The following is a 22,662-nucleotide window of genomic DNA, read 5'->3' on the forward strand; positions in this document are numbered from 1 at the left end:
AGCCGGTTAGTTGGTTAAATCCACTTTGGCACCCTTGACCTGTACGCCACTGTTGCCTTCGGCCTTTACTTGCTGCTTGGCATTCAGTGTCAGGTTCTGCGCTGACAGCGCGATATCCTGCTCACTGGTCAGCTGCATACCTTGATGCAGGGTCAAGGTGTCCTTATGCACTTGTAGAGTGGCGCTGCCTTTCTGACGATCGAACATCAAGAGTTGCTTATTGTCGCCCTGGCCGAACACCAACCCTTTTTGATTGTTTTCCGCGCTGGGTGGGAACGGGGGGAGATTCTTCGGGTTGTGCATGGCTCCGAGAATCACCGGATAACAGGGATCATCGGCAAAGAATCCGACAACCACCTCATCCCCTGCTTCCGGGTAAAAACACAAGCCACTCTCTTGACTGGCATAAGGCGTGGCAAACCGCGCCCAGAGTGGTTTTTCGTTTTGCATCAATGCAGGGATCTTGACCCGTAGCCGGTTGAGCTTGCCTGGGTCTTCCTGATAGCTATCCACCACACCAACCAGCACACCCGCGGCTCTGGGGACCACTCCCGCATCGACATCCTGCAAGAGCGGCTGACCGATCAGCAACGTGGTGCGCCAACGCTCTTTGCTGATCTGGTGCTGTACCCCGGTAATTAACGCCGAACCATCAAAAGAGCCGCCGAACCCTGATAGCGCCAAGGTTTGGCCCAATTGGTATTTAGTGTCTCCCTCTACGGTGAAACGCCCTTGAATACCCGCTGCCTGTTGTGCCAACCAACGAGCGTTGGCCAATGCGCCCTGCTCTTCAGTTGTCAGCGGTTGACTCTTGGCCAACGACCAGGTGCTGCTGTTCAGCGCAGCCAAGTTTGCGGAATCGAATGCATCACGCCCGATCGACAGCGAAGCCGGTGTAGCAATGCGAGACATTGCCTGTCCCGACAGATCCCAGGCGCAGACGGTCAACTTCTTGGGTTGCTCCTGGCAGGAAAACTGCCACTCGGCCTCCTCGATACCCGGGCCTTTTTTGCCATTTTTGTACAGCGTGTGGTCTGCTTGCCCGGCTAATGCAGGCTTCATTACATTGACACTATCCCGTTCAGGTACCAGCCAAACCCGGTTAGCCCGCAGGCGAGCCGTCATAAATTGCCAGTCGGAACACGCAAACTGCACCATCTGCTGATGAGTGGCGTCGACGCCCTCCAGCTTTTTGATAGTGATACCTTGCGCCGAACACAACTCGCGCAGAATGGCGTCTTCTTTGGTATCCATAAAAACCTGGCTGCGCAAAGAAGCGGTCAGGCGCTGTAATGGATGTTTAATGGTCAGCGTTAATTCTGAACTGCCTTTTTGCAGTCGCATTGATTGCTGCACCAGAATACCGCTGAACAAGGTTGAGCCCTTGTGGGTAGCAATACGAAACTCACTGCCCGGCTTACACAGTGCTACTTCCGCTTCTGCTTTAGCCAGCGCGTTATCTGCAACACTCAATACCAGCCGGGCACTTGGAATATGATTGACCTCCGTATGAATTTCCACCCAGGTAGCTGCTAGTACCGATAGCTGTTTCCCGCTTGCCCACAGCGTGAAATCCTTAAGCGAACTCATGATGCCCCACCCCGGTTCACCACTAATGTTCCCCCAGGTTGAGTATCATCCAGATTATCCAGCCCATTGGTCACCGCCAAAGCCAGATAGTCCACTGCACTGGCAGCGGCAATCAGCGCCAATGGGCTGACATCCGGCACAGTGACTATGCTCATGTCCGCCTTGGAAGAATCAAAAGACAGCGACTGCGCCTCAAGGCTTTTATCCGCTCTCAACGATAGTGTTGCTTTGGCCCGCAGTGGCGTGGCATCACGATCAAATAAGGTATAACCCAAGACTAAATTGGCCATACGCCCGGCAAAATAACCGTTGCCATTCCAACTCATCTTGCCCCATCTAACCTGCAAAAACCGCGGCGCATTATTTTTGCTGTCTACATCGCAACAGAGCGCGCGCAAGTTAGCCAGTTGGCTGTCCAGCGAAACGTTATTTCCCGGTAAACGGGCATCAAACAGCAGTTCCAGATTCAAGCCCCCCGGGCGAGCCTTCTGGTATTTGCTGATGTCTGCATCACGGTTAATGAATGAATCTTCGGTAAAGTCAGTGTGATAACTCAATTGAATACTGGCGGGGTTATACATCGCCTTGATTTCCCCGACCTTGCTTTTCATCTCCCTGTCGCTGAAAGCAGTGATGGTGAGTTTTGCCAGCCCGACATCCAAGAGTCCCATTAGCGACTCCCCCGCTCGCTGCGCAGTTTTTCCAGCACCGCTCGAGTGATTTCCGCAACCAATCGAGCCCGTTCCGGGTGCCCCAACTGGGGCAAGGTTGCTACCAGGGGAGCGGTGGTGTGTTCGGGCGAAGTCACCCGAGCCTGAATTACCAGTTCTCTGATTTCGATGGTCATGCTTTTACTCCCAGCCAATGCATATCCCGATAACGCAGCTCCAGGGTATTGAGCAAAATACTGTTGCTGTTAGCGTCCAGGTTACTGGTACTCCATTTCACTGGTAACGCTTTACTGATCGTCCAGCTGCATACCGGCAAGGAAAGATGATTCATCAACATCACGACAACGTTGCAATAACTCACCGAGGCACCACTGAGCACTGAATCGAAATTCAAGGTAAGTGGCGTCACCGCCATCACCCCTCGCTGTAGCACTAACGAGCCGTGCTGGATATTCTCCGGCAAGTACAGGTTTCCACTATTGTCCCCCCCTTCACGATAAGCACTAACATTCAACTCTCGGCTCAAGCCGGAAATCTGTTGAAAATAAATATCCACTGGACTGGGTACAATACCGCCAAAGAAAAAGGTCGCCATAAAACGGTGAGAGACTGAAGGTTCGAACAACTCGGAAACTATACTCATCAGAACACCCCTTTATTCAACGCCAATGTCCCTTGATCACTATTACTTTCATTGGTAGTGAACTGAAGATCCAACTCAATAAACTCAGCAGGCGAGAGCAGCGCCAGGGAAACACGCATGATCAAGCGACCTGCATTGACATCCTCACGAGTCATGGTTTCATCCAGACCCAAGGATAATTTGAACGCTTCACTTTCCTGCTGACCATAAAGTGCACCTTGTTGCCATAGTTCACGTAGCCAGGTCGTTGCCTGCCCTTTAAGTTTCAACCAAGTGATTTCATTGTTGGGCTCAAACACTACAAAACGTGCAATATCGCTTAGCGTGGACTCAATATAAGAAACCAATCGCCGGCGCTGAATGTAAACCCACGGAGCTCGCGCACCGGTATTCGCATTACACAAGGTACGAGATCCCCATACCCGCACACCACGGCCCGGAAAGCTACGAATCACATTCAGCGATGTACCTGAACGATCAAACAGCGATAAGCCGTCCTGATAGGCCTGAGTGGGCTTGACCACTTCACTCAGTGCCGCATTAGCGGGCGCAGTCCAGATACCTTGTTCGCGATCGGTCTTCTGGAACACCGCTGCAACTGCTGCGGAAGGTGGAACACTGATCCGCTGCTTATCCTCTGCAACATATGAGGTCGCCAATCGAGGCCAATAGGCCGCGCCGGACATGCACTGACCAGAGTCCCATTTGGCACTGGTATCGAGGCACTTTTTCGTCTCGATGACGCTCTCAGGAGCATCCAATACAGCAAATAGACCGCGACGACGTTGACAGATCTGCAGCAGCGCCTGCCAGCCGCTTGACCAATTAACTGCTACTGATGCGCCTTCACCCAGCAACTGCAGATCCGGCATTGCCACCAGGGTAATTCTCGACTCAGCAACAATCAGCTGCGCCACCGCCTCGGACTTCAAAGCCGTGATCAGTTGTTCGGGTAACAAACCGTCAATCGCACTATAAGTACCGAGGCATAAAACAAAACAGGGGCCACCACCATTATCAAAATAGTGTTGCAATGCATAATACAAAGCCCCTTTAACCGCTGCACCGCTACGCTTATCCGCCCCGCCCAGCTGTCGCTGGTAATCCGTCCAGTTAGAGATGGGATAGAGCGTATTAGTCGTACCTTTCTCACAATATCCGATAAACACAGGTACTGCCGTGGGTACGTCCGATTGCGTCTGGCCAAATGGCGTGTCAGAAAACTGAATACCTGGAAAACTCATCTCCATCACAATCACACCTCATACATTGTGGGAAATAGCACCCGCAGGTGCTATTTCATGTCACAGAGATAAATTTTATTGTCCAACGTTCTGGGTGAATTGCAGAATAATGAACTCTGCCGGGCGCACTGCGGCCATACCGACTTTGACGATCATCTTGCCTTGTTTGATATCGTCCTCGGTCATGGTCACGCCTTTACCGATATGAACAAAGTAAGCCTCGCTGGCTTTACTGCCAGACAACGCTCCTTGTTGCCACAGGCCATACAGATAATGGTCAATTGCGCTACGTACGGTTTCCCAGGTTGGTTGGCTGTTTGGTTCAAACACCGCCAGCTGCATGGCGCGCTTAATGTCGCGCTCAACACTGTTGAACAGACGACGTACGGGGACATAGCGCCAGGCATCCGTCTTATCCAGAGTACGGGCGCCCCAGATCAGCGTGCCTTTACCGGTAAAGTTACGGATGACGTTAATACCTTTGTCATTCATGGTGCCCTGATCAGCATCAGTGACAACTGTTACCGGTGTCGCGTTGTTGAGGGCCACATTGGCGGGCGCTTTCCATACACCTCGGCTGGCATCGGTACCCGCGTAAGCACCGGCAACGGCCGCGCTCGGTGGCAAGGTGATAGCTGTTGTCGGTACCTTAGCTGTCGCCCACGCTGCATCAACTACAATTTTCGCAGCCGCATATTCATCAGCTGAATTGGTTTGCAGTACAGCCAGGTTTGTAACTTTAGAGTCCGTATAGCCAGTCAAGACAATATTGGCGTCCGCAGGGCGACTGCAAATAAAGGAAGTCAGCAAGTCAGGGTAATAGACAGCTGTCTTTTCTGCGTTCGTTGAAGGAGTATCACTTCCATTGGTGCTATCAGCAATCAGGAAGTAATCCACTTTGTTCAGCAATAGATCATTCAGCGCGCTATAGACATCCTGCTTTGTGCATGTTACCAAGGTTGTATCCGTTTCCGGACAGACCAGCAACGTAATCTCTTGTTGCTGTTCGATCAGACCCGGCAGGGTTGCCAGTTCATCTTTTGCTTTATCCTTATCAGGCTCAACCAGCGGCAATACGTAACAGACGCCACCACCATTATTAAAGTAGTGCTGTACTGCAAAAGCACCGTTAGAAGGCAACGTTACGGCGGCAGTGTAGGTATTTTTTGCGTCCGCCCGCAATGGCGCATCAGCCTTATTCAAGGCGGATTCACCCTCTTTAAGAGCTGGCGGAGCTTTGGCCGTAGCCGTTACTGAGATTGTCGGTGACAGCAAAAATTGCGAGGTAAAATCCAACCAACTGGAGATTTTAATACAACTCCCCTTCGCTGGCGAACTACCGTCTTTCTTGAGGAATTTGCCAATAAAAACTGGAATGGCCGTTGGGCTGTTGTTGATCGACAGCGACAGTGAAGCGTCTTCCTCGATGTAAACACCGGGAGTGGCATAAGAAGGCATGCTTGTTTCCTAAATCAATTTATATATTTGGCGGCCCTGGCAGGCAACCACTGTTTATCAGGCCTCGCCGACCGATTGGCTGAACTGCAGGATAATAAACTCTGCCGGGCGCACTGCCGCCAAGCCGATTTTGATGATCATCTTGCCTTGTTTGATATCGTCATCGGTCATGGTGACACCTTCACCAATCTGAATGAAGTAAGCCTCCTCCTGTTTAGTTCCCGCCAGGCCACCTTGTTGCCAAAGGCTGTAAAGATAATTGTTGATGGCGCTGCGCACCCGTTCCCAGGTGGGCTGGCTATTAGGTTCAAACATAGCGAAGCTCATGGCATTTTTAATATCTCGCTCCACGCTGTTAAACAGCCGGCGAACCGGGACATAACGCCATTTGTCAGAGTCCTCGAGAGTACGCGCGCCCCATACCGTAGTGCCGGTATTAGGAAACTCGCGGATCATATTGATGGCTTTACCGTTGTTATAGGTGGCCTGCAGGTCATCCGTTACTTTGTACTTGGGCTTGACACCGCCTTGCAGTACCACATTGGCTGGAGCTTTCCATACGCCACGGCTGCGATCGACCGAACAGTAAATACCGGCAATGGCACCACTGGGGGGAATGGGAGTAGCAGGGTCAGTCGCCCAATCGGCAGTCAACCAAGGGTAATAAACGGCAGCATAGGGGTTTTTATCATAATTATCCCGAGACGTACCGTCGGATTTTAGTTCATCACTTGGGCCGTCCAGGATGGCAAACAAGCCTTTACCTGCCTGACATAGCTGAGCAACTTCCGTTTTGATATCCAAACCGGCGGCCACCAACACTGTAGCTTCACTCAACTTCGGTACTTCTTGCAAAAGCTCATCTTTATATACAATGTAGCACCTCCCGCCGCCATTATCAAAATAGCTTTTCAGGGAAACATGGAGGGTATGCTTTGGACTAAAAGCCCCAACGCACGCAATAAAATCCAACCACGAGTCTAGCTTTTTAGCTCCTTTCAACGTATCAAGTTCACAGGCAAATACCGGCACAGCCGTTGCACCGCTCGATACCGACAGTGACAGCTCAGCACTTTCTTCAACATAAATACCTGGATACTTTACATCTGTCATTACATCATCCTTTTAAGAGCCACCTAAACTTAAGTGCCAGGTAACACCTGACACCCCTAAACCCTGCTTAATCAATGAAACTCAACGGTCACCCGATCAGCCTTCAGACTCATTTCCTGCACCGCAACTTCGTTGCTGCTCGCGTCGAAGCTCGGGGCCGTGAGCTTGTCCGGGAAGGCATTGGAAATATTCCAGGTGATCAGCAGATTCGAACCTGTTTCATCGGTCAGGCTGATGGAAATATCTTTCTTCTCGACTTGATTAAGGGAGATGGAATTAATCCAGTCATAGAGTTTGGATTGTCCCTTGAACACACCTCGTTTCAGGGTAATGGTCGGCCGCTGACGCTGACCCGGCATTTGCAGCCAGTTACCGCCACCATCACGGTATTCAATAGTGTCATGACTGATATCCAGACCCGATACGCTCTGGAAACACATCTTTTCATCACCTACGCTGACAGCGAAGCGATAGGTTGGAATAGGGTACTGAACAGCAATTTGATCGGTGGTCGTAGACATCGTACTTCCTTTAAAAGTTGAGTTGCTACAATAAAAAGGCAGTGACTTCTGCCTCTTCGGAGCAACAATGCTTCCCACCAGCAGAAAATAAAAGTGATAAACCTATAATAATTATTAGCTCACAATCAAAAATATAAAAAAACAAAAATCATCAATATTACATAACAAAATCAATTATTTGAACCCTATAATTTCCTTGCATTAGTACAAGAATCATATAAATTTTCAACGCGTCCAGGCTATCCAGGCCAGACCTACTCATAGCGGATGCACAAACACTAAACAATGAGGGACTGCGTAATGTTAAGGCTGACAAAAAATGTTTCTTTAGACAGCAATCTAAACAAAATCTCCCATGGAGATAGTGTCTTCCCAATTACAGAGAAAGAAAAGCAACTGCTACTAGCGCTATGGGAGCATGCACAAGAAGGGAACATATTAAGTCGCGAACAATTGATTCAGTTAGTCTGGCCTGAGCGTAAGAATGGCGTCGAGGAAAGCAACCTATTACAGCTGGTCTGTAAACTACGCCGCACATTACGCTACTGTGAGCTGGGTGAAGCTATACATACCGTATATCGCCAAGGTTATCGCTTCATTCTGCCTAAAGAGGATGATGAGCAGATAAAGGCGGATGATAGTTGCTCTGAACAGAGCGTATTCCCCCTCCTCCCCTCACCTTCGCCCGATAAGCCATCCAAACGACACAGAGTCCGGCGTGTTGCCTTTTTCATCACACTGAGCTTCTGCATTATATATGCTTACCAGATATTCATATCTATCACACAGGCTCCCCTTCTTGTTGATTTAGAGCAGCTTCCTGTCGATGGGGTTGAAAGTGTTTACGTAACCAGAACGATAAATGGATATGACTTATGTTTTAAAAATGAGAAAAATACCGATGAACATATGACTATAAGCTTCTAGCCTTATGGACACCTGCCGAGAAAAACCACATTAATACTGAGCAAACTATGCTGCACGTGTGACATCTACAAGCTTGCCTCACGTGAGGTGAAGCATAGTTAGCTCATCCATCTCATTCAACCACCTCCCCTCCCAATGCTCGAAGCACTTAAAGCCCACCCAACTAATAATTATATACAATATATAGATTGCCACTACACACATCGCGCCTCTACATTTTCCCAGGCCAACAATATAGAGGTGACAAAATGCTTTCCTTATTTAATGACATTAGCATTGTCTGCGCTGGGTTATTTGCCATTTCCATTTGGAGCGGCATTGTGGCCTATATCATTCATATACGAGACACCCATGAAAAAGCGTCATGCGCTTTGCTTATTTCTCAAATCTTTGTCTCCTGCTTTACAGGGATCCTGGGTGGGCTATTGGCATTGGATAACCATCTATCCATTCCCATTACCTTTAGTATTGCCGGGATCTCCGGCACCCTGGGTATCGCCCTATTAAAAGCCCTGCAAAAGAAACTGCTATCGATTATTCAACGCTATACGCCAAAGGAGTCATAAGCATAATGACCTACACACTATCCAAACATGGCCTGTCTGCTATTAAGGCTTCTGAAGGTTGTAAGCTCAGCGCTTACCAGGACAGTGCCGGGATCTGGACCATTGGCTATGGCACGACAGGAAAGGTGAATGGCCAATCTATTAACCGTGGTATGGCCATTGACGAAGAGTGTGCCGAACGCTTACTGAGAACTTCATTGCTAACCTTTGAAAAAGATGTCAACCGCTTAGTGAAGTTTATTGGGTTAACCCAGAACCAGTATGACGCCTTGGTTTCCCTGATCTATAACATCGGTACCACTAACTTTAGCCAATCAACGCTGCTGAAGGAGTTGAATAAAGGAAATGTTCTGCAGGCCGCGGAACAATTTTTAGCCTGGTGCAAGCTGACTGATGCGAAGACGCGACAGAAAATCACCTCTGCCGGCCTACTTAACCGCCGACGGCTCGAGCGCGAGCTATTTCTGCTATGAGCTGGCTATTACGAAACTGGTCCTGCGCCCTGCTGGGCGTAGGAGCCATTGTCATCGGCGGACTATGGCTGCAGCTACGCTGTGAGCAGGCAGATGTTCGCACTCTGCAACAAGAAAATCTTTATCTGACAGAACAGCGGGATGAAGCCCAAGCACAGCTGGAGCAGCAGCTAAAAACCCTGCGCTTCTTCGATCAAATTACTCAGGCGACTGAAAATGCCAAGCTACAACGCCAACAACAGAGTGAACAGGTGCAATCCATTATTAAAACCGTGCTGGTTAAAGAGTCCTGCGCTCGGGAGCCTGTTCCTGCTGCTGTTGTTGAGCGGTTGCGCCAGCACGCCGAACACACTCACACCACCGCCTCCAATTCCGCTGCCCGCCAGCCTGCTGGTTGAATGCTATGGGCCGACTATCCCTTCAACCATGACCTACGGAGATAGCCTGATACTGAATGAGCAACTGCTCAATGCGCTGGAGCGCTGCAACCAGCAGATTCAGGGGATCAGGCGGTTAGAAACCTATCGCTCGTCCCACTGAGCAAATCCGAGCAGGTCCAAAGGTACTGATGGAGTTGCTTGTCTGATGCTAACTAAAGTAAGCCGGTGGTATTTTACTCAGGCTATAAACGACCTTAATCCGACCCTGCCTCTTTCTTGAGTATCAGCTGCTACCAACTCAAAACAAGCTCTACGTGCAAATATGCCAATATATTATCAACAACAATTACAAAAACCTCTTGCCACTTCAAGGCCTTTTCAAAGCGAAAATTCTGAATCTGCGCAATTAGGAAAAACTCAAACGCAAACCATTCCATCAGCCCTCCACTGAACAGCCAGTGTACTTTATAGAGAACAAATAATGTACCATGCCAAAGATGCTATAGAAGAGTCTCCTACCAAAACAAGACCTTCAAACAAAGATGACTCAGAAGAGTGGATGAGCGACGTTTTGTTTCGCTACAAAGAAGAAACAAATAAAAAAGACGGCTATTTATTCAATGAAAAAATGGCGAATTTTGTAGAAACAAAACTCAGAATCATAGAAACTCTGCAGCGTGCGAAGAAAACAGAAAGCACTGCCGAGAAAGTCAAACAAACGATAGAGAGCCACATGGATGATTTATTAACAATCATCCCCGAACCAGTAATAGATGGAATGACTGCAATTGAAAATAAGGGTGATATTAGAAAAAAAGAAGCATACAAAACACTTTCTATCGAAAATGGACGATATCACATCGACTCAAACTCTCTAGCGGACGGCTGGTTTTGCTATACTATTCTAATTAGCCGCCCTTGGGAGGTTAGGCTGGGGGAGCGCATAAATGGCGGACACACGGCCATCTCCAGAGGTGCAGCAGTTTATTATGCCGGAGAAATAGAGTTTGCAAATGGCAAACTTATCTCATGGAATAACTCAAGCGGCCACTATATGCCACCCGAAAACCTCCACAAACAAGTCCAACGACTTAAAGTAGGCCACCTACTCCCAGAAGACAAATTTAAAAACTACGGAGAATAGTTTTCACGAAGAGGTGTCTGGATAAAAATCGCTAAAAAAAGAGTTTATTTCATAGTGGACACCTCTAACTTACATGCCAAACCCTCTTAAACCCCATGCCCCCTGAAAAATCTCTCAGTTTAGATTGACAACCATTAAACCTATCTCTATTGTCTCATGCACCTCTCAAAAACAAATGGGAGAGGTATTTCTCATATCCGAATGAGTGCGCCACTCATATGATCCAAGCATATAGCTATTAACTTCTCATGACACTCGGGATAGAGCAATGCTCTTTATTTTTCAAACACCACAAGAAAATTGTATTAAATTTCTGCACATCGCTTTTAATAGGCCTATTTCCAATAGCTTGCGGTATAGTCACCCTCTACTCATTGGCAAATCGAACATTAGAGCAACAATCCGAGTCGGTCGCCAAAGCAGCTATTCAACAGTTCAACTCTATGCTCGACAACGCCGAGGGAGCCACATCAAACACTTATCGTCTGGCTGGAAGCTCTTGTGACGATGTTCAGTTTCTGCTGAGAGAGCAAACTACTCAACGACTTTTTGTTCGAACAGTTGGGGTAACATTGAATGATAAATTTTACTGCAGCTCACTATTTGGAAGCTTTTTCGAACATATTAATTCAAAAGATTATGTAAACGGGCAGCTTTCTTTGTCACCTGGAAATGTAGCAACTCCTGATATCCCAGTATTAACATACCGAAAGAGCGAAAATGAAAAAGGCGCGCTTGCCGTCATTGATGGACGCTACTTGAAGGATGTACTTCAGTATGGGAGCAAAGGCAGTCATCCAGTCCTGATCGTGGGATCAAAATGGATGTCTTCCAATGGCCATGTATTTGCCGCAGAGCGCAAAAGGTACCCCGTAGCAGAAACACAGATCACCTCAAAGAAGTATGCTTTTAGTGTCGCTTCAGGATTCGAAAATGGGGAAGTTTTAAAATATATAGAAAAAAATTATATTGAATTGTTTGCAGTATTTATCTTCCTTGGCCTATCAACTGGTGGGGTCATCTACTGGACTCTCGGGCGCGCCTCCCCGCTCTCCCAAGAACTAAAAAGAGCATTGAGCGCTGGAGAGTTCATTCCGTATATGCAACCCATCGTTAGTGCCGAAGACGGGACCTGGATAGGGGCTGAAGTGCTGATGCGCTGGAATCACTCTAGAGATGGTTTAGTGCACCCAGATCTATTCATACCTTACGCTGAACATTCAGGTCTTATCATTCCTATGACACAATCAGTAATGATGCAAGTCACTAAAAAATTAGCACCTATAAGCAAGAAACTCGGCAAAGGCTTTCACATTGGTTTCAACATAAGCAACCGTCACTGCCACGATCTTGAGTTGATTCATGACTGCCAACTTTTTTTAAACGCCTTCCCCAAGGATTCGATTACCCTAGTGTTAGAAATCACCGAGCGCGAAATCATTGAGCCAGGCGCAACCACCTATGAGCTGTTTGACAGGCTTAACAGCGCAGGAGTAAAAATTGCATTAGATGACTTTGGGACCGGGCACTCTAGCCTTGACTACCTTAGAAAATTCAAGGTTGACTATCTTAAAATAGACAGAAGTTTTGTATCGATGATCGGGATGGATTCGTTATCAACGCACATAATTGAAAGCATCTTGGAGTTATCAGAAAAAATAAATCTCTCAGTCGTTGCAGAGGGAATAGAAACACCAGAGCAACAGAAGTACCTAAAAGAGCGAAAAGTCAAATACTTGCAAGGATATTTGTATAGCCGCCCTTTGCCCCTTGATATATTCATTGAAAAACTCAACCAAACAGGCACAGTAAATTAAGTATTCGCGATTCATCAACCCCTTAGATGCCTCGCAGTGAGGGTAAGTACTTCATTAACTGCAACAATATGCTCTTCAATTTTCAAAATCAGTTTTTCAACAGCTGGCAAGGATTGACTCTGCGCACAAGCACTTTCCAGTTCCTGGCAACATTTTATTAACTCGGTAGCAGTTACAATAGTTGCCCCCCCTTTTATTTTATGGGCCAAACAAACTATTGAAGGATAATCGAAGGACTCTGTTAGCCCATGCAATATAGCCAAGTCCTTCTCATTATAACTAGCCAGACTTTCCAGAAGGCTCGCCACCATTCCTGGGTCGTCGCTCAACAGGTGCTTGATTCCATTTAAATTTATGACCTCCGCTGTCTCACCTCCCTCCCCCTGATCAGAACCCGAAATACTTTGTACCGCCAGTAGTTTTTGACTTAAATCTGAAAGACTGATCGGTTTAAACAAACAATCATTCATACCAGACAGCAAACAACGCTCCTTCTCTTCAGTTTGCGCATTTGCTGTAAAACCAAAAATGGTACAAGGAGCTAAAGCACGGCATACTTCATCATCACGAATAGCTTTAGCCAATTCATAACCGCTCATATTCGGCATGCTGCAGTCCGTAATAACAACATCAAAGTGGCTTGACCGCCAGATACTCAATGCTCTTTCAGCATTGTCAGCCTGGCTTACAAAACAACCAAGATATTCAAGTTGCCGGTTTAGCAGCAACAAATTTGCCATATGGTCATCAACAATCAATACTTTCAGCTTTTGAGTGGTTGCAATTTTGTTGTCCACATCAGGGACAGCTACAATCGGCAATGGATCCAGAGTCGTCAAATCCAGAGAAATTTCTACGCTTGTGCCAATACCCAAGGTACTTGTTAAAATCAGCGTTCCTCCCATTATTTCGCAGAGAGTACGACTGATCATTAACCCAAGACCCGCTCCATCTTTCCTAGCTCTTTCCGAGCCATGTACTTGAGAAAATGCAGAGAACAATTTCAATTGGTCCTCAGCAGAGATTCCAACGCCTGTATCACATATAGTCAGTTTTATACAGATTTCATTAATGCTTTTATCTTTAGAGGGTATGACATCAAGCAGGATCTCAACCTTGCCATGCTCAGTAAACTTGATCGCATTGCTCAGGAGATTAGAGATAATCTGTTTGAACCTAAGAGCATCGATAAGAACATCAGTCTGTAGCGTAGGATCAGTATCGAATAGCAACTGGATCCCTTTTTGCCGGGCCAGACCGTCAAAAACCCCAACTACCGACTCAATCAAGCCTCTTAGATTGGTCCGTGCGGGACACAACTCCATGAGGCCAGACTCGATGCGAACCACATCCAATATGTCCCCAATCAACCCCAGCAGACCATTCGCGGAATCGTAAGCGACTTCAAGGGCCACGCGGTCAAACTCTCCCTGATCAGCTTTCCTTAACGACATTTCCAACATTCCGATTACAGCATTAAGCGGGGTTCTTATTTCATGACTCATGGTAGCTAGAAACGTAGTCTTGGCACGACTGGCCAAGTCGGCTTGATCTTTTGCGAAACGCAAGTTTTCTTCCATTTTTTTTCTGTCTGTTATATCTATCCACCCACCAATTATGCCTTTAACAATCCCTTCGGAGTCATGATATGGCAAGATCCACTGATATATGTCAAGTACCTGATCTTTTGTGGGCACGTAAATACTGCGGTCGGACACGAGAGGCACTTGATCTTTCATCACGCGCTTATAATCAGCCTCATACTTGGCTGCTTCCTCCTTATTCACACCCGTGACTTCTGTAAGGCGTCTGCCAACTACATTGGTTCTGTCAACCGACAATGACTCCAGATAAGACATATTGCATATTACCAACCGCCCAGCTCTGTCTCTTACATAGATAGGATTTGGCGTTCCATCAATTAAATCCTGCATAAGCTTCAACTGATCACATAACTCTTTCTCTACCGCTATACGCCTAATCACTTGGCATCTGAAATAGACGGCCCAAGCAATAGAGATTGCTAATAACAACCCGAATAAAAAAATTAGCTCTATGATCAGCTTTCTATATCTCTCCCAAAAGCCCGAATCCCTCCGAGAATCAGCAACCCAATAATCAATAATCGAGTTTATTTTAGAGGCTGGTAGACTGACTATTACCTTATCTAAAATCGATCCCAATATTTTAGATTTATCCGACATAGCGAATGCAATACTTTCTGGTCCCTCCCCTAAAACCGTGACAACTTTCAACTCCCCCTTGTACGAGTTCGATATTTTATAGTCAGCCGCCATCCTATAATCTATTGCCGCATCAACCTTTTTTTGTACAACCAATGAAAAGGCTTCCGCCGTCGACGCTACTTCGACAAACTTTATACCTGGGTACTTATTTTTTACATACTCAACTGCTGCCCTATGCCGCACTGATGCGACTGTCCTCCCAAGAAGCCCCTCTAATGTTCTAATATTCACATTGCTTACATTTGAAACCAAAACCAAAGGATCGACTAGATAAGGCCGACTAAAAATCCTATTGAGCTCTCTCTTCTCATCGGAGGATTCAGCCCCGATCAAGTCTACTCTTCCCGACTCAAGGCTTTGTAACACATCCTCCCACGAATCTACTGAGACAAACTTGAACTTAATTCCTGTTTTGAAGCTGACTTCGTTGAGTAGGTCCTTGCTTACTCCTTGAACCAGGCCATCTTTTTTAAATAAAAATGGTGCGTTCCCAGCATCTACGGCAACATTGACTATCGGGTGCTTGCCTAGCCATTCTCTTTCAATCGCACTAAGCTCAATCCGCTGATCGCCGAAAAAATATACTCCATTGTGATCCCAGCGCCGAATAATAAGCATCTTCTCATTTAATGGAATAGCCTTTAGTGCTCGATCGACAAGTCTTTTTAGCCTTTCACTCCCCCTCAATAAAGCAAACGAAAAGTTCGAAACCTTCATCTTTGAAAAACCAGCAGACTCTATATCTTTAAAGAAGCTATTGCTTGCCAAATAACTACTACTAACAATATCACCAAGATAAACATCTGCCTGACCAAAAACTACCGCTCCAATTGCGTTGCTTGTCGAAGTAAACAATTCCAATTTTGATTTTGGATAAAAACGACATACAGCCTCTAGAGGTAAATAGTGGTTCAGCATAGCGACTCTTTTCCCCTCGAGTTTGGAGTCAACCAAATGACTCTCTCCTACCCGAGTGAATAGCACTGGCTGGTCATTTAAGTAAGAATTACTTAACACAACATCAGAATAGGCGGCATCATAATTATTAGCGCCGCCTAGAATGTCAACCTCACCCAACTTGAGAGCTTGTATTGCTGCATCACGAGACCGATACTGTCGAACGACAATATCCACATTTAACATCTTTGCTATGAGCACTGCATAATCAGCGGTGATCCCCTCGTATAAAACCCCATTAACGCTCATATTCAACGGAGGATAGTCCGGGTATGAAGTACCCAAAACAATTCTCTTCTTACGGCTTAGCCAGAGCCTATCACTAGCTGACAAATCAACTTCAATCTTCGCTGAAGATCTTCCCGATACCTGCAACTCCTTATAACTTAATCCCTCAGCCTTTGAATGACTCACAACACACGACAACGACAACGACAACGACAAGATGCTATTCCGTAAGCGCTTGTTGTTCATATTATACCATCTCGCTTTGCGACCTCGACCAAGTCAATCAGGTTATTCACTTTTAGTTTATCCATAATCCGAAACTTATAGCTACTGATAGTTTTATTGCTCAAACTCATGGCTTCGGCTATTTCCTTGTTCGAGGTTCCAGAAGCCAACTGCCGGAGAACTTCAATTTCTCGATCAGTGAGCCTATTGCAGGCGCCACTATTAGCACTATTATCAAGTACATTTTCAAATGGCAGATCTGGAAAGCAAGTATACCCTGCTTTCATCGCAGCCAATGCGCCGACCAACTCATGCATACCCCCGGTTTTACAAACAAACCCTGCAGCACCGACCCGGATACAACGTGGTAGAAAAATAGCTGCGGGCTGAGCGGTCAATACCAAAATTTTGACGTTTGCGCCTTGAGCTTTCACCCTTTCAATAACAGCCAGGCCATCCAGATTTGGAATGCCTATATCTAGAATCATCAGCTGAGGAACTAGCTCGCGATTCATTCTGAGGGCATCAACACCATTATCTGTTTCGCCAACAACCAAATACCCATTCTGCTCCAATACCATCCTAACCGCCATTCGTATGGCTGGATGATCATCAACAATCAATACATCTCTCATTTTGCGCTCCCATACAACTGACACGCACAGCTCTGGCGCCCAATTGAAAGTGTTACTGATTTTCCTAAGGGGGGGGCAGATCGACATCTTCCAGCCTTTCTTTGAACTGACAAGCCCTAAAATTAAAACCTTACTTCATTGACTAATAAAAATCTCTTTCTCTCCATCTTAATTCATGCACGGCTCCGCTCACGCTTAATAATACTCCACCGTATAGTCAGTTAACACCTTCATATACCGCAAGAACATTCACTCTGCTTCTTGTAGCGTACCTCGCCATCTCGACACTCACTAGGAGGCGATTCTTTTTCAATATACACCCCCTGACTCGGCCCGACAAAAACTTATAACTTATCAGCACATAAACTCCAAACCAGAGACTTTCTTACCTACTAAAACTCTGCCCCCTAAGCAAGAAGTATTTTTCCAGGCCATTTTTTGTTGAGGAAATTTCTGCAACTATCTATAGAGCATTCCTCAGCTAGACAGAGAAAAGCCCCACTGAATCTATTCGAGCTCCTTACGACAATTACCCCTCCTTGAAACATGCGGTCCTATGCGGAATGCAATTTATCAAGCGATTAAAGCCCAACAGATTTCAGAACATTTCACAATTTGGATAACGTTATGAGAAAAAACTCTCTCAAGCCCCTATGTACCGCACTTATTCTTGCCGCGAGCTCCGAAGCGGCCATAGCCGCTGATGGCCAAATCAATTTCATCGGGAGTGTTTCCGACAACACTTGCCCAGTGGTTGTCAAAGACCTGAACGGTAGTGTGGCTGGTGATGTAGGCCTTGGCACTGTGCCCGCCACCTCCTTGGCCAATTCTGGCGATATTGCAGGCGGTGGTGCATTCACGATGACCATCGACACAACAGCACCAGGGTGCAGCGTGACCGGTAAGAAGGCAGTGGTTAGATTCCAGAGCCTAAGCGGTAGCGCCGGCTCCAGCGGTCAATGGATCGGCATCACTAAGGATGGTGGCAAAGAAGCCAACAACGTTGCCTTGCAGATTAAAGACGCTACCGGTAAGGACGTTCAACTGGGCCTGGCCTCCGAGCCATATTTGGATCTGACCCAACCTCTGCGCTTCACCACCAACTACATTGCCACCGGCACAGCTACAGCAGGGTCTGCCAACGCCAAAGCTTCGTTCACCGTCGACTACCAGTAACCCTTTAAGTCTTGTTGATGGCAGCACTCAGACTGCCATCACATTACCTTCGGCGTTACGCCGAGAGCGACAGAGAATAGTCAAATGAAACTTACCACCCTATTTTCCTTAGGCAGGCCAGCGTTGGTATTGCTGCTAAGTACGTCGTTGTTCAGCAGTCTCAGTCAAGCCGGCGTCATGCTCGGTGGTACACGAATAGTGTATGACGGTAGTAAGCGTGATGCGTCTATCACTGTCAGTAATACCACTGGACAGCCTTATGCGGTGCAGGCCTGGGTTAACACCGAAACCGATGACAACAGTACTCCGACACCGTTCATGGCCACACCACCACTGTTCCGCCTAGACCCACGCAAAGAGCAAATCGTACGCATCCGTAAAGTACCAGGTGCCTTACCAGAAGATCGAGAGTCAGTATTTTATTTCAATGCCCAGGAAATTCCCGTTGCCGGTACAGAACACGGGAACACCTTGAAAGTCGCTTTGCGTACGCGAATCAAACTCTTCTATCGCCCCCCAAAGCTCCAGGGCTCGTCCATGGATGCGCTTCCAGAGTTGCGCTGGAGCCTGGTTTATAAGCAAGGCAAAACCTTCCTTCAGGTGAATAATCCTTCACCGTTCCATGTGTCATTCATAGGCGTGCAAGTCGTTGCCGGCCAGCAGAAGATCGAAGTGCTCGAACCCAAGATGGTCGCCCCGATGAAAAGCCAAAGCTACCCATTGCCTGGCTTCAAGAACAATAAGGGTGAAGTGATCTTTTCCGCGATCAACGACTACGGCGGTTATAGCAAACCACTGCATGTACCGCTTACTTCCGCTCCGTAAAGCACCTTCTACTACGCCATTTCGACCTTCTCAGTGAATCAGCTCACCGCGTTCAAGGTGGGCTTCGTTTTGAGTATTGTTATGCGAGTCGTTGTTTCGGTAATCAGGCTCACGACACCCTCTTTTACCCCGACCCACCTGTGTGCCAGCGTCATAACGGCACTACTTGCTACGGGAGCATATGCGAGAGAACCAGCCAAGTTCGATTCGGACTTCATGCAATCACTTGGCGCAACTTCCACTAGTCCCAAGCTGGACCTGGATGCCATCGCCAACAGCAGCATTGCTCCCGGCACCTACTCTGTCACGATTCGCTTGAACCAGAGTTTTTTCGACCGTCGAGACATGACGCTAGCCAAAGACCCGAAAAGCGGCGATGTGCGGCCATGTTTGTCGCCAGCACTCCTCAAAGAACTCGGGGTCAAGCTAGAGGCCTTCATCAAGCCAGGTGAATTTCTGCCTGAATGCGTCGACCTCGAAGCCCTGATCAAAGACGCCTCAGTGAGTTTTGACCCTCACCGCCTGGCGCTGGATATCAGCGTGCCGCAAATCGCTTTGCGTCGGGACGCCGCCGGTTATGTCTCGCCTGAAGAATGGGATCGCGGTATCAATGCGGGGATACTCAATTACCAGTTCTCTACAGCCCAAACCAGAAGCAACACGCGAGGTAGCAGCAGCCAAACCAGCCTATATGCCAACGGCGGTTTCAATCTTGGGGACTGGCGCTTTCGTTCCAGTTCCTCATTCCGTCAGGACAGCCAAGGTTCAAGCCTCTGGCAACGCAGCAATACTTACGCACAACGGGACCTCACCAGCATCAAGGGTACATTGTCGCTAGGTGAAAGCTTCACTCCCGGCGATATGTTCGACAGCGTGCCGTTTCGCGGGATGCAATTGGCATCGGATATGGCCATGTTGCCGGACTCGATGCAGGGGTATGCGCCAATTATTCGGGGTATCGCTGAGACCCAGGCAAAAGTCGAAGTCAGGCAAAATGGCTATTCGCTATACACCACTTATGTTGCGCCAGGGGCATTCGAAATCAATGACTTAAACACCGCCAGTGGTAGCGGTGATTTGGAGGTGGTGATCACCGAGGCTGATGGTCGTGAGCGGCGTTTCACCCAACCTTACGCCACCCTTGGCAACATGCTGCGGGAAAAGACCTGGCGCTACAGCTTGACCCTTGCTCAATACAACTCGGCCAGTGCCGGCTATCGACCAATGTTCGGTGAGGCTTCGCTGGCCTATGGCCTGCCATACGACCTAACCCTCTACGGCGGCCTGCAGGGCAGTGATTTCTATCGCGCCGGTGTACTCGGTGTTGGTAAAAGCCTCGGTAACCTCGGAGCAATTTCCCTGGACGTTACTCAGGCACAAACCGAGCTCCCAAAAGACGTGGCTACCAGGAACACTACGAAAAACGGGCAGAGTTATACCCTGCGCTACGGCAAGGCATTCGATAGCGGAACCTTTGTGCGTTTCGCCGGATATCGCTACTCCACCGAAGGCTATCGCGACTTCGGCGAAGCGGTGGAGCAACAGCAAATCAATGCTTACACGAATATATCCAAACGCAGCAGGATCGAAGCCAGCATCAACCAAACGCTGGGCAACATTGGCTCCCTGTATCTAAACGTCAGCCAACAGGATTACTGGGGCACCTCCCATGAACAGAAACAGATGCAACTAGGCTTCAACACCCAATACAAAGGCATAACCTTGGGCGCGTATGCCAGCAAAACACTGGTGGACAGTTTTGGTGAGACCAACCAGGTAGTGCTCACCCTGTCGATGCCTTTGGGTCAACGCAATACCGGCACCTTCAGCCTTACCCGCAATACCGATGGTACGCTCGATCAGCGAGCGGGCTTGAGTGGCAACAATGGCAACCTGAGCTACAGCATCGATACCAACCGCGCACGCAGTCGCGGCAACACTGGCTCAGCACAAATCGCCTATCTCGCTCCATTCGCTCAACTGGGTGCCGGGGTCAGTACCGGTCCAGGCTATAAACAAAGCTCGATCAGCACCTCCGGCTCTGTATTGGCCCACAGTGACGGCATTGAGTTTGGCCAAAACCTGGGGGAAACCGTCGCCCTGGTGAATGTCAAGGACACCCCAAATGTCGGCCTGCTCAATGCTCCTGGTACTTTGACCAACAAAAAAGGCTACGCAGTAGTGCCGTACTTGACGCCTTATCGCAGAAACCGGGTAGCGGTGGACACCAGTGAACTGGAAAGCAGTGTCGATATCCTCGAAGGCGTGACGAATGTGGTGCCGCGTCGCGGTGCGGTGGTCAAGGTATCTTTTACGGCCAGCCGATCGGAGAAAGCTCTGCTCAATATACGTTTGCTAGATGGTTCGCTGCTGCCATTCGGCACGACTGTGTATAACGAGAAAGGCATAGATGCAGGGGTTGTCGGGCAGGCCGGACGAGTTCTGCTTTCGGTGGGCAGCGGCAAGACTTTCACCATGAAGTGGGGCAAAGGCCAGAGGCAGCAGTGTGAAGTCCAAGTGGATATCGACAAGACGCCAAGCAAAGACGGCTATCGAGTGATGGATGCTATATGCCGGATAGACCACTGACCTTTTACCCTAATTGCAATTACCGGATGATCGACATTTAACATGAAAGGCTCAACCGAAGCCCATTCAAAATCTTTCAAGCTTATGAAAAGCATATTTCCCCACTTAAAATAATTATATCTACACAGTTTTTATTTGGAGACGACTTCACATGCTGCCATTTAGAATAAAACTCACTCTTATAACCCTACTAAGCAGTAGTTTTTTAGCATTTAATGCTTATGCCAAATGCATCTTGGATGCTGGCTTCACTAGAGGCACAACGACAATAAACTTTGGCAATATATATATTCCACGTGACGCACCGATCGGCTCAGTAATCGGCACTAGAGAATATTATGTTTCACGCGACTGGAAAAATACCTTTGTCTGCAGAGCACCTGGAGATAACATTCAATTCTCAACTGCAAATAAAATAATCAGCGACATCCCTGTTGCCGGCACAACTCTTGCATCAGGCTCGTTAATGGGAACCAACATCTCGGGAATTGGCGTCATTGTTAGAACTGAGGAACCTTCCTATAACTGGGAAATCACCGGAAGCTACCCGTATGTACCTTACACTATAACCCTCGGTCCGACCTCACAAAGAGGCAGGTTCTTCAGATCAGCTTATTGGGTCACGTTAGTAAAGATTGGAGAAATCACCACTGGCAGTCAGGACTTCAGTCATCAACTACTTAGCTCTCTGTACGCCAGCGACATCTCTGGACCAATAGATCAGCTCTTTCTCGACGGCAGCATCACTCGCTCTGAATGCACACTACCTAAGGGTGTCGGCACACAGATCAAAGTATCAATGGGCACTATAGAAAAACGTCATTTTAACGGTAAAGGGAGCACCTCGGACGCTGCAGGATTTAACATTCAATTGACCGACTGCGTGTCAGGGTCTTATCCAACCGACCAGCCATGGAACTTCTTCCAGACCAGCAACGCCAATATTCGATTCGAAGGCGCGAAGGGCTCGACTGTACTGGACGCCGACAAAGGCATACTCAGCCTGAATAGCGACTCAACGGCGACCGGCTTGGCTGTGCAAATTCTACAAGCCGATGGTAAGACTCCAGTAACATTAGGAGTAGACACCCCTATTGTGCGCTTGCAGGACGGCATAACCGATGTACCGCTTAAAGCCCGTTATATCCAAACAAGCAGTTCCGCGGCCGGACCACAGCCAGGCAGTGCAAATGCAACAGCGAACTTTACGTTAACATATAAATAAGGAAACCCA

20 protein-coding genes are annotated in these 22,662 nt (G+C 47.8%); 10 read left to right on the forward strand and 10 right to left on the reverse strand.

Annotated features, from left to right (window positions below; genetic code table 11):
* Window positions 1-6: 6 nt before the first annotated feature.
* From J4E58_RS19510 to J4E58_RS19545, 8 genes are all read right to left on the reverse strand, one after another.
* Window positions 7-1,590, reverse strand: a complete 1,584-nt coding sequence (locus J4E58_RS19510) for a phage baseplate assembly protein V (protein ID WP_087092652.1) — start codon at window positions 1,588-1,590, stop codon at window positions 7-9.
* Window positions 1,587-2,261 (reverse strand): hypothetical protein, encoded by a 675-nt coding sequence (locus J4E58_RS19515; protein ID WP_087092651.1) that lies wholly within the window; start codon window positions 2,259-2,261, stop codon window positions 1,587-1,589. Before J4E58_RS19515 ends, J4E58_RS19510 begins: the two co-directional genes overlap by 4 nt.
* Window positions 2,261-2,437, reverse strand: coding sequence for a DUF5908 family protein (locus J4E58_RS19520; RefSeq protein ID WP_156376432.1), 177 nt, complete (start codon window positions 2,435-2,437; stop codon window positions 2,261-2,263). Before J4E58_RS19520 ends, J4E58_RS19515 begins: the two co-directional genes overlap by 1 nt.
* On the reverse strand, window positions 2,434-2,904 hold the full coding sequence (locus tag J4E58_RS19525) for a phage tail protein (RefSeq protein WP_087092650.1): 471 nt from the start codon (window positions 2,902-2,904) through the stop codon (window positions 2,434-2,436). Before J4E58_RS19525 ends, J4E58_RS19520 begins: the two co-directional genes overlap by 4 nt.
* Window positions 2,904-4,154 (reverse strand): phage tail sheath C-terminal domain-containing protein, encoded by a 1,251-nt coding sequence (locus tag J4E58_RS19530; protein WP_087092649.1) that lies wholly within the window; start codon window positions 4,152-4,154, stop codon window positions 2,904-2,906. The genes J4E58_RS19525 and J4E58_RS19530 overlap by 1 nt, the downstream gene beginning before the upstream one ends.
* 69 nt (window positions 4,155-4,223) lie before the next feature.
* Entirely contained in the window at window positions 4,224-5,606 is a 1,383-nt protein-coding gene (locus J4E58_RS19535) for a phage tail sheath C-terminal domain-containing protein (RefSeq protein ID WP_087092648.1), read from the reverse strand.
* A gap of 57 nt (window positions 5,607-5,663) precedes the next feature.
* Window positions 5,664-6,719 carry a phage tail sheath C-terminal domain-containing protein gene (locus J4E58_RS19540; RefSeq protein ID WP_087092647.1) on the reverse strand — a complete coding sequence of 352 codons (1,056 nt, stop codon included), beginning with the start codon at window positions 6,717-6,719 and terminating at the stop codon, window positions 5,664-5,666.
* Window positions 6,720-6,790: 71 nt separating this feature from the next.
* Window positions 6,791-7,240: a phage tail protein gene (locus tag J4E58_RS19545; protein ID WP_087092646.1), complete on the reverse strand. Its 450-nt coding sequence runs from the start codon at window positions 7,238-7,240 to the stop codon at window positions 6,791-6,793.
* Window positions 7,241-7,540: 300 nt separating this feature from the next.
* Here J4E58_RS19545 and J4E58_RS19550 point away from each other — a divergent pair, with 300 nt between their 5' ends.
* The 6 genes from J4E58_RS19550 to J4E58_RS19575 all read left to right on the forward strand — a co-directional run bounded on the left by J4E58_RS19550 (window position 7,541) and on the right by J4E58_RS19575 (window position 12,547).
* A complete protein-coding gene (locus tag J4E58_RS19550) occupies window positions 7,541-8,167 on the forward strand; it encodes a winged helix-turn-helix domain-containing protein (protein WP_087092645.1) in 627 nt (208 codons plus the stop codon).
* A 248-nt stretch (window positions 8,168-8,415) separates the two neighbouring features.
* A complete protein-coding gene (locus J4E58_RS19555) occupies window positions 8,416-8,733 on the forward strand; it encodes a phage holin family protein (protein ID WP_087092644.1) in 318 nt (105 codons plus the stop codon).
* 5 nt (window positions 8,734-8,738) lie between these two features.
* Window positions 8,739-9,206, forward strand: a complete 468-nt coding sequence (locus J4E58_RS19560) for a lysozyme (protein ID WP_087092643.1) — start codon at window positions 8,739-8,741, stop codon at window positions 9,204-9,206.
* On the forward strand, window positions 9,203-9,604 hold the full coding sequence (locus J4E58_RS19565; RefSeq protein ID WP_087092642.1) for a DUF2570 domain-containing protein: 402 nt from the start codon (window positions 9,203-9,205) through the stop codon (window positions 9,602-9,604). Before J4E58_RS19560 ends, J4E58_RS19565 begins: the two co-directional genes overlap by 4 nt.
* 463 nt (window positions 9,605-10,067) lie before the next feature.
* The gene (locus J4E58_RS19570; RefSeq protein ID WP_143481924.1) at window positions 10,068-10,730 is read left to right on the forward strand and encodes a hypothetical protein; all 663 of its coding nucleotides are present in this window, start codon (window positions 10,068-10,070) and stop codon (window positions 10,728-10,730) included.
* Window positions 10,731-11,059: 329 nt separating this feature from the next.
* On the forward strand, window positions 11,060-12,547 hold the full coding sequence (locus J4E58_RS19575; RefSeq protein WP_404943270.1) for an EAL domain-containing protein: 1,488 nt from the start codon (window positions 11,060-11,062) through the stop codon (window positions 12,545-12,547).
* Between the two features lie 14 nt (window positions 12,548-12,561).
* On the opposite strand, the gene J4E58_RS19580 is transcribed toward J4E58_RS19575, so the two are convergent.
* Both J4E58_RS19580 and J4E58_RS19585 read right to left on the reverse strand, forming a co-directional pair.
* Window positions 12,562-16,224: a transporter substrate-binding domain-containing protein gene (locus J4E58_RS19580; protein ID WP_087092640.1), complete on the reverse strand. Its 3,663-nt coding sequence runs from the start codon at window positions 16,222-16,224 to the stop codon at window positions 12,562-12,564.
* Window positions 16,221-16,838 carry a response regulator transcription factor gene (locus J4E58_RS19585; RefSeq protein ID WP_087092721.1) on the reverse strand — a complete coding sequence of 206 codons (618 nt, stop codon included), beginning with the start codon at window positions 16,836-16,838 and terminating at the stop codon, window positions 16,221-16,223. Before J4E58_RS19585 ends, J4E58_RS19580 begins: the two co-directional genes overlap by 4 nt.
* Before the next feature lie 627 nt (window positions 16,839-17,465).
* Between J4E58_RS19585 and J4E58_RS19590 the strand changes: the two genes are divergently transcribed.
* The 4 genes from J4E58_RS19590 to J4E58_RS19605 all read left to right on the forward strand — a co-directional run bounded on the left by J4E58_RS19590 (window position 17,466) and on the right by J4E58_RS19605 (window position 22,653).
* On the forward strand, window positions 17,466-18,014 hold the full coding sequence (locus J4E58_RS19590; RefSeq protein WP_087092639.1) for a fimbrial protein: 549 nt from the start codon (window positions 17,466-17,468) through the stop codon (window positions 18,012-18,014).
* Window positions 18,015-18,098: 84 nt separating this feature from the next.
* Entirely contained in the window at window positions 18,099-18,839 is a 741-nt protein-coding gene (locus tag J4E58_RS19595) for a molecular chaperone (RefSeq protein WP_087092638.1), read from the forward strand.
* A gap of 33 nt (window positions 18,840-18,872) precedes the next feature.
* Window positions 18,873-21,428: a fimbria/pilus outer membrane usher protein gene (locus tag J4E58_RS19600; RefSeq protein ID WP_256583191.1), complete on the forward strand. Its 2,556-nt coding sequence runs from the start codon at window positions 18,873-18,875 to the stop codon at window positions 21,426-21,428.
* A 151-nt stretch (window positions 21,429-21,579) separates the two neighbouring features.
* Window positions 21,580-22,653 carry a fimbrial protein gene (locus J4E58_RS19605; protein WP_087092636.1) on the forward strand — a complete coding sequence of 358 codons (1,074 nt, stop codon included), beginning with the start codon at window positions 21,580-21,582 and terminating at the stop codon, window positions 22,651-22,653.
* Window positions 22,654-22,662 lie beyond the last annotated feature (9 nt).

This window comes from Pseudomonas sp. FW305-25 (assembly GCF_017351415.1).
GTDB classification, from domain to species: domain Bacteria; phylum Pseudomonadota; class Gammaproteobacteria; order Pseudomonadales; family Pseudomonadaceae; genus Aquipseudomonas; species Aquipseudomonas chlororaphis.

What these genes read in the sequence shown, in the direction of transcription:
- J4E58_RS19510 (WP_087092652.1), bottom strand. Translation starts at nt 1,590, where the DNA reads ATGAGTTCGCTTAAGGATTTCACGCTGTGGGCAAGCGGGAAACAGCTA.
- J4E58_RS19515 (WP_087092651.1), bottom strand. Translation starts at nt 2,261, where the DNA reads ATGGGACTCTTGGATGTCGGGCTGGCAAAACTCACCATCACTGCTTTC.
- J4E58_RS19520 (WP_156376432.1), bottom strand. Translation starts at nt 2,437, where the DNA reads ATGACCATCGAAATCAGAGAACTGGTAATTCAGGCTCGGGTGACTTCG.
- J4E58_RS19525 (WP_087092650.1), bottom strand. Translation starts at nt 2,904, where the DNA reads ATGAGTATAGTTTCCGAGTTGTTCGAACCTTCAGTCTCTCACCGTTTT.
- J4E58_RS19530 (WP_087092649.1), bottom strand. Translation starts at nt 4,154, where the DNA reads ATGGAGATGAGTTTTCCAGGTATTCAGTTTTCTGACACGCCATTTGGC.
- J4E58_RS19535 (WP_087092648.1), bottom strand. Translation starts at nt 5,606, where the DNA reads ATGCCTTCTTATGCCACTCCCGGTGTTTACATCGAGGAAGACGCTTCA.
- J4E58_RS19540 (WP_087092647.1), bottom strand. Translation starts at nt 6,719, where the DNA reads ATGACAGATGTAAAGTATCCAGGTATTTATGTTGAAGAAAGTGCTGAG.
- J4E58_RS19545 (WP_087092646.1), bottom strand. Translation starts at nt 7,240, where the DNA reads ATGTCTACGACCACCGATCAAATTGCTGTTCAGTACCCTATTCCAACC.
- J4E58_RS19550 (WP_087092645.1), top strand. Translation starts at nt 7,541, where the DNA reads ATGTTAAGGCTGACAAAAAATGTTTCTTTAGACAGCAATCTAAACAAA.
- J4E58_RS19555 (WP_087092644.1), top strand. Translation starts at nt 8,416, where the DNA reads ATGCTTTCCTTATTTAATGACATTAGCATTGTCTGCGCTGGGTTATTT.
- J4E58_RS19560 (WP_087092643.1), top strand. Translation starts at nt 8,739, where the DNA reads ATGACCTACACACTATCCAAACATGGCCTGTCTGCTATTAAGGCTTCT.
- J4E58_RS19565 (WP_087092642.1), top strand. Translation starts at nt 9,203, where the DNA reads ATGAGCTGGCTATTACGAAACTGGTCCTGCGCCCTGCTGGGCGTAGGA.
- J4E58_RS19570 (WP_143481924.1), top strand. Translation starts at nt 10,068, where the DNA reads ATGTACCATGCCAAAGATGCTATAGAAGAGTCTCCTACCAAAACAAGA.
- J4E58_RS19580 (WP_087092640.1), bottom strand. Translation starts at nt 16,224, where the DNA reads ATGAACAACAAGCGCTTACGGAATAGCATCTTGTCGTTGTCGTTGTCG.
- J4E58_RS19585 (WP_087092721.1), bottom strand. Translation starts at nt 16,838, where the DNA reads ATGAGAGATGTATTGATTGTTGATGATCATCCAGCCATACGAATGGCG.
- J4E58_RS19590 (WP_087092639.1), top strand. Translation starts at nt 17,466, where the DNA reads ATGAGAAAAAACTCTCTCAAGCCCCTATGTACCGCACTTATTCTTGCC.
- J4E58_RS19595 (WP_087092638.1), top strand. Translation starts at nt 18,099, where the DNA reads ATGAAACTTACCACCCTATTTTCCTTAGGCAGGCCAGCGTTGGTATTG.
- J4E58_RS19605 (WP_087092636.1), top strand. Translation starts at nt 21,580, where the DNA reads ATGCTGCCATTTAGAATAAAACTCACTCTTATAACCCTACTAAGCAGT.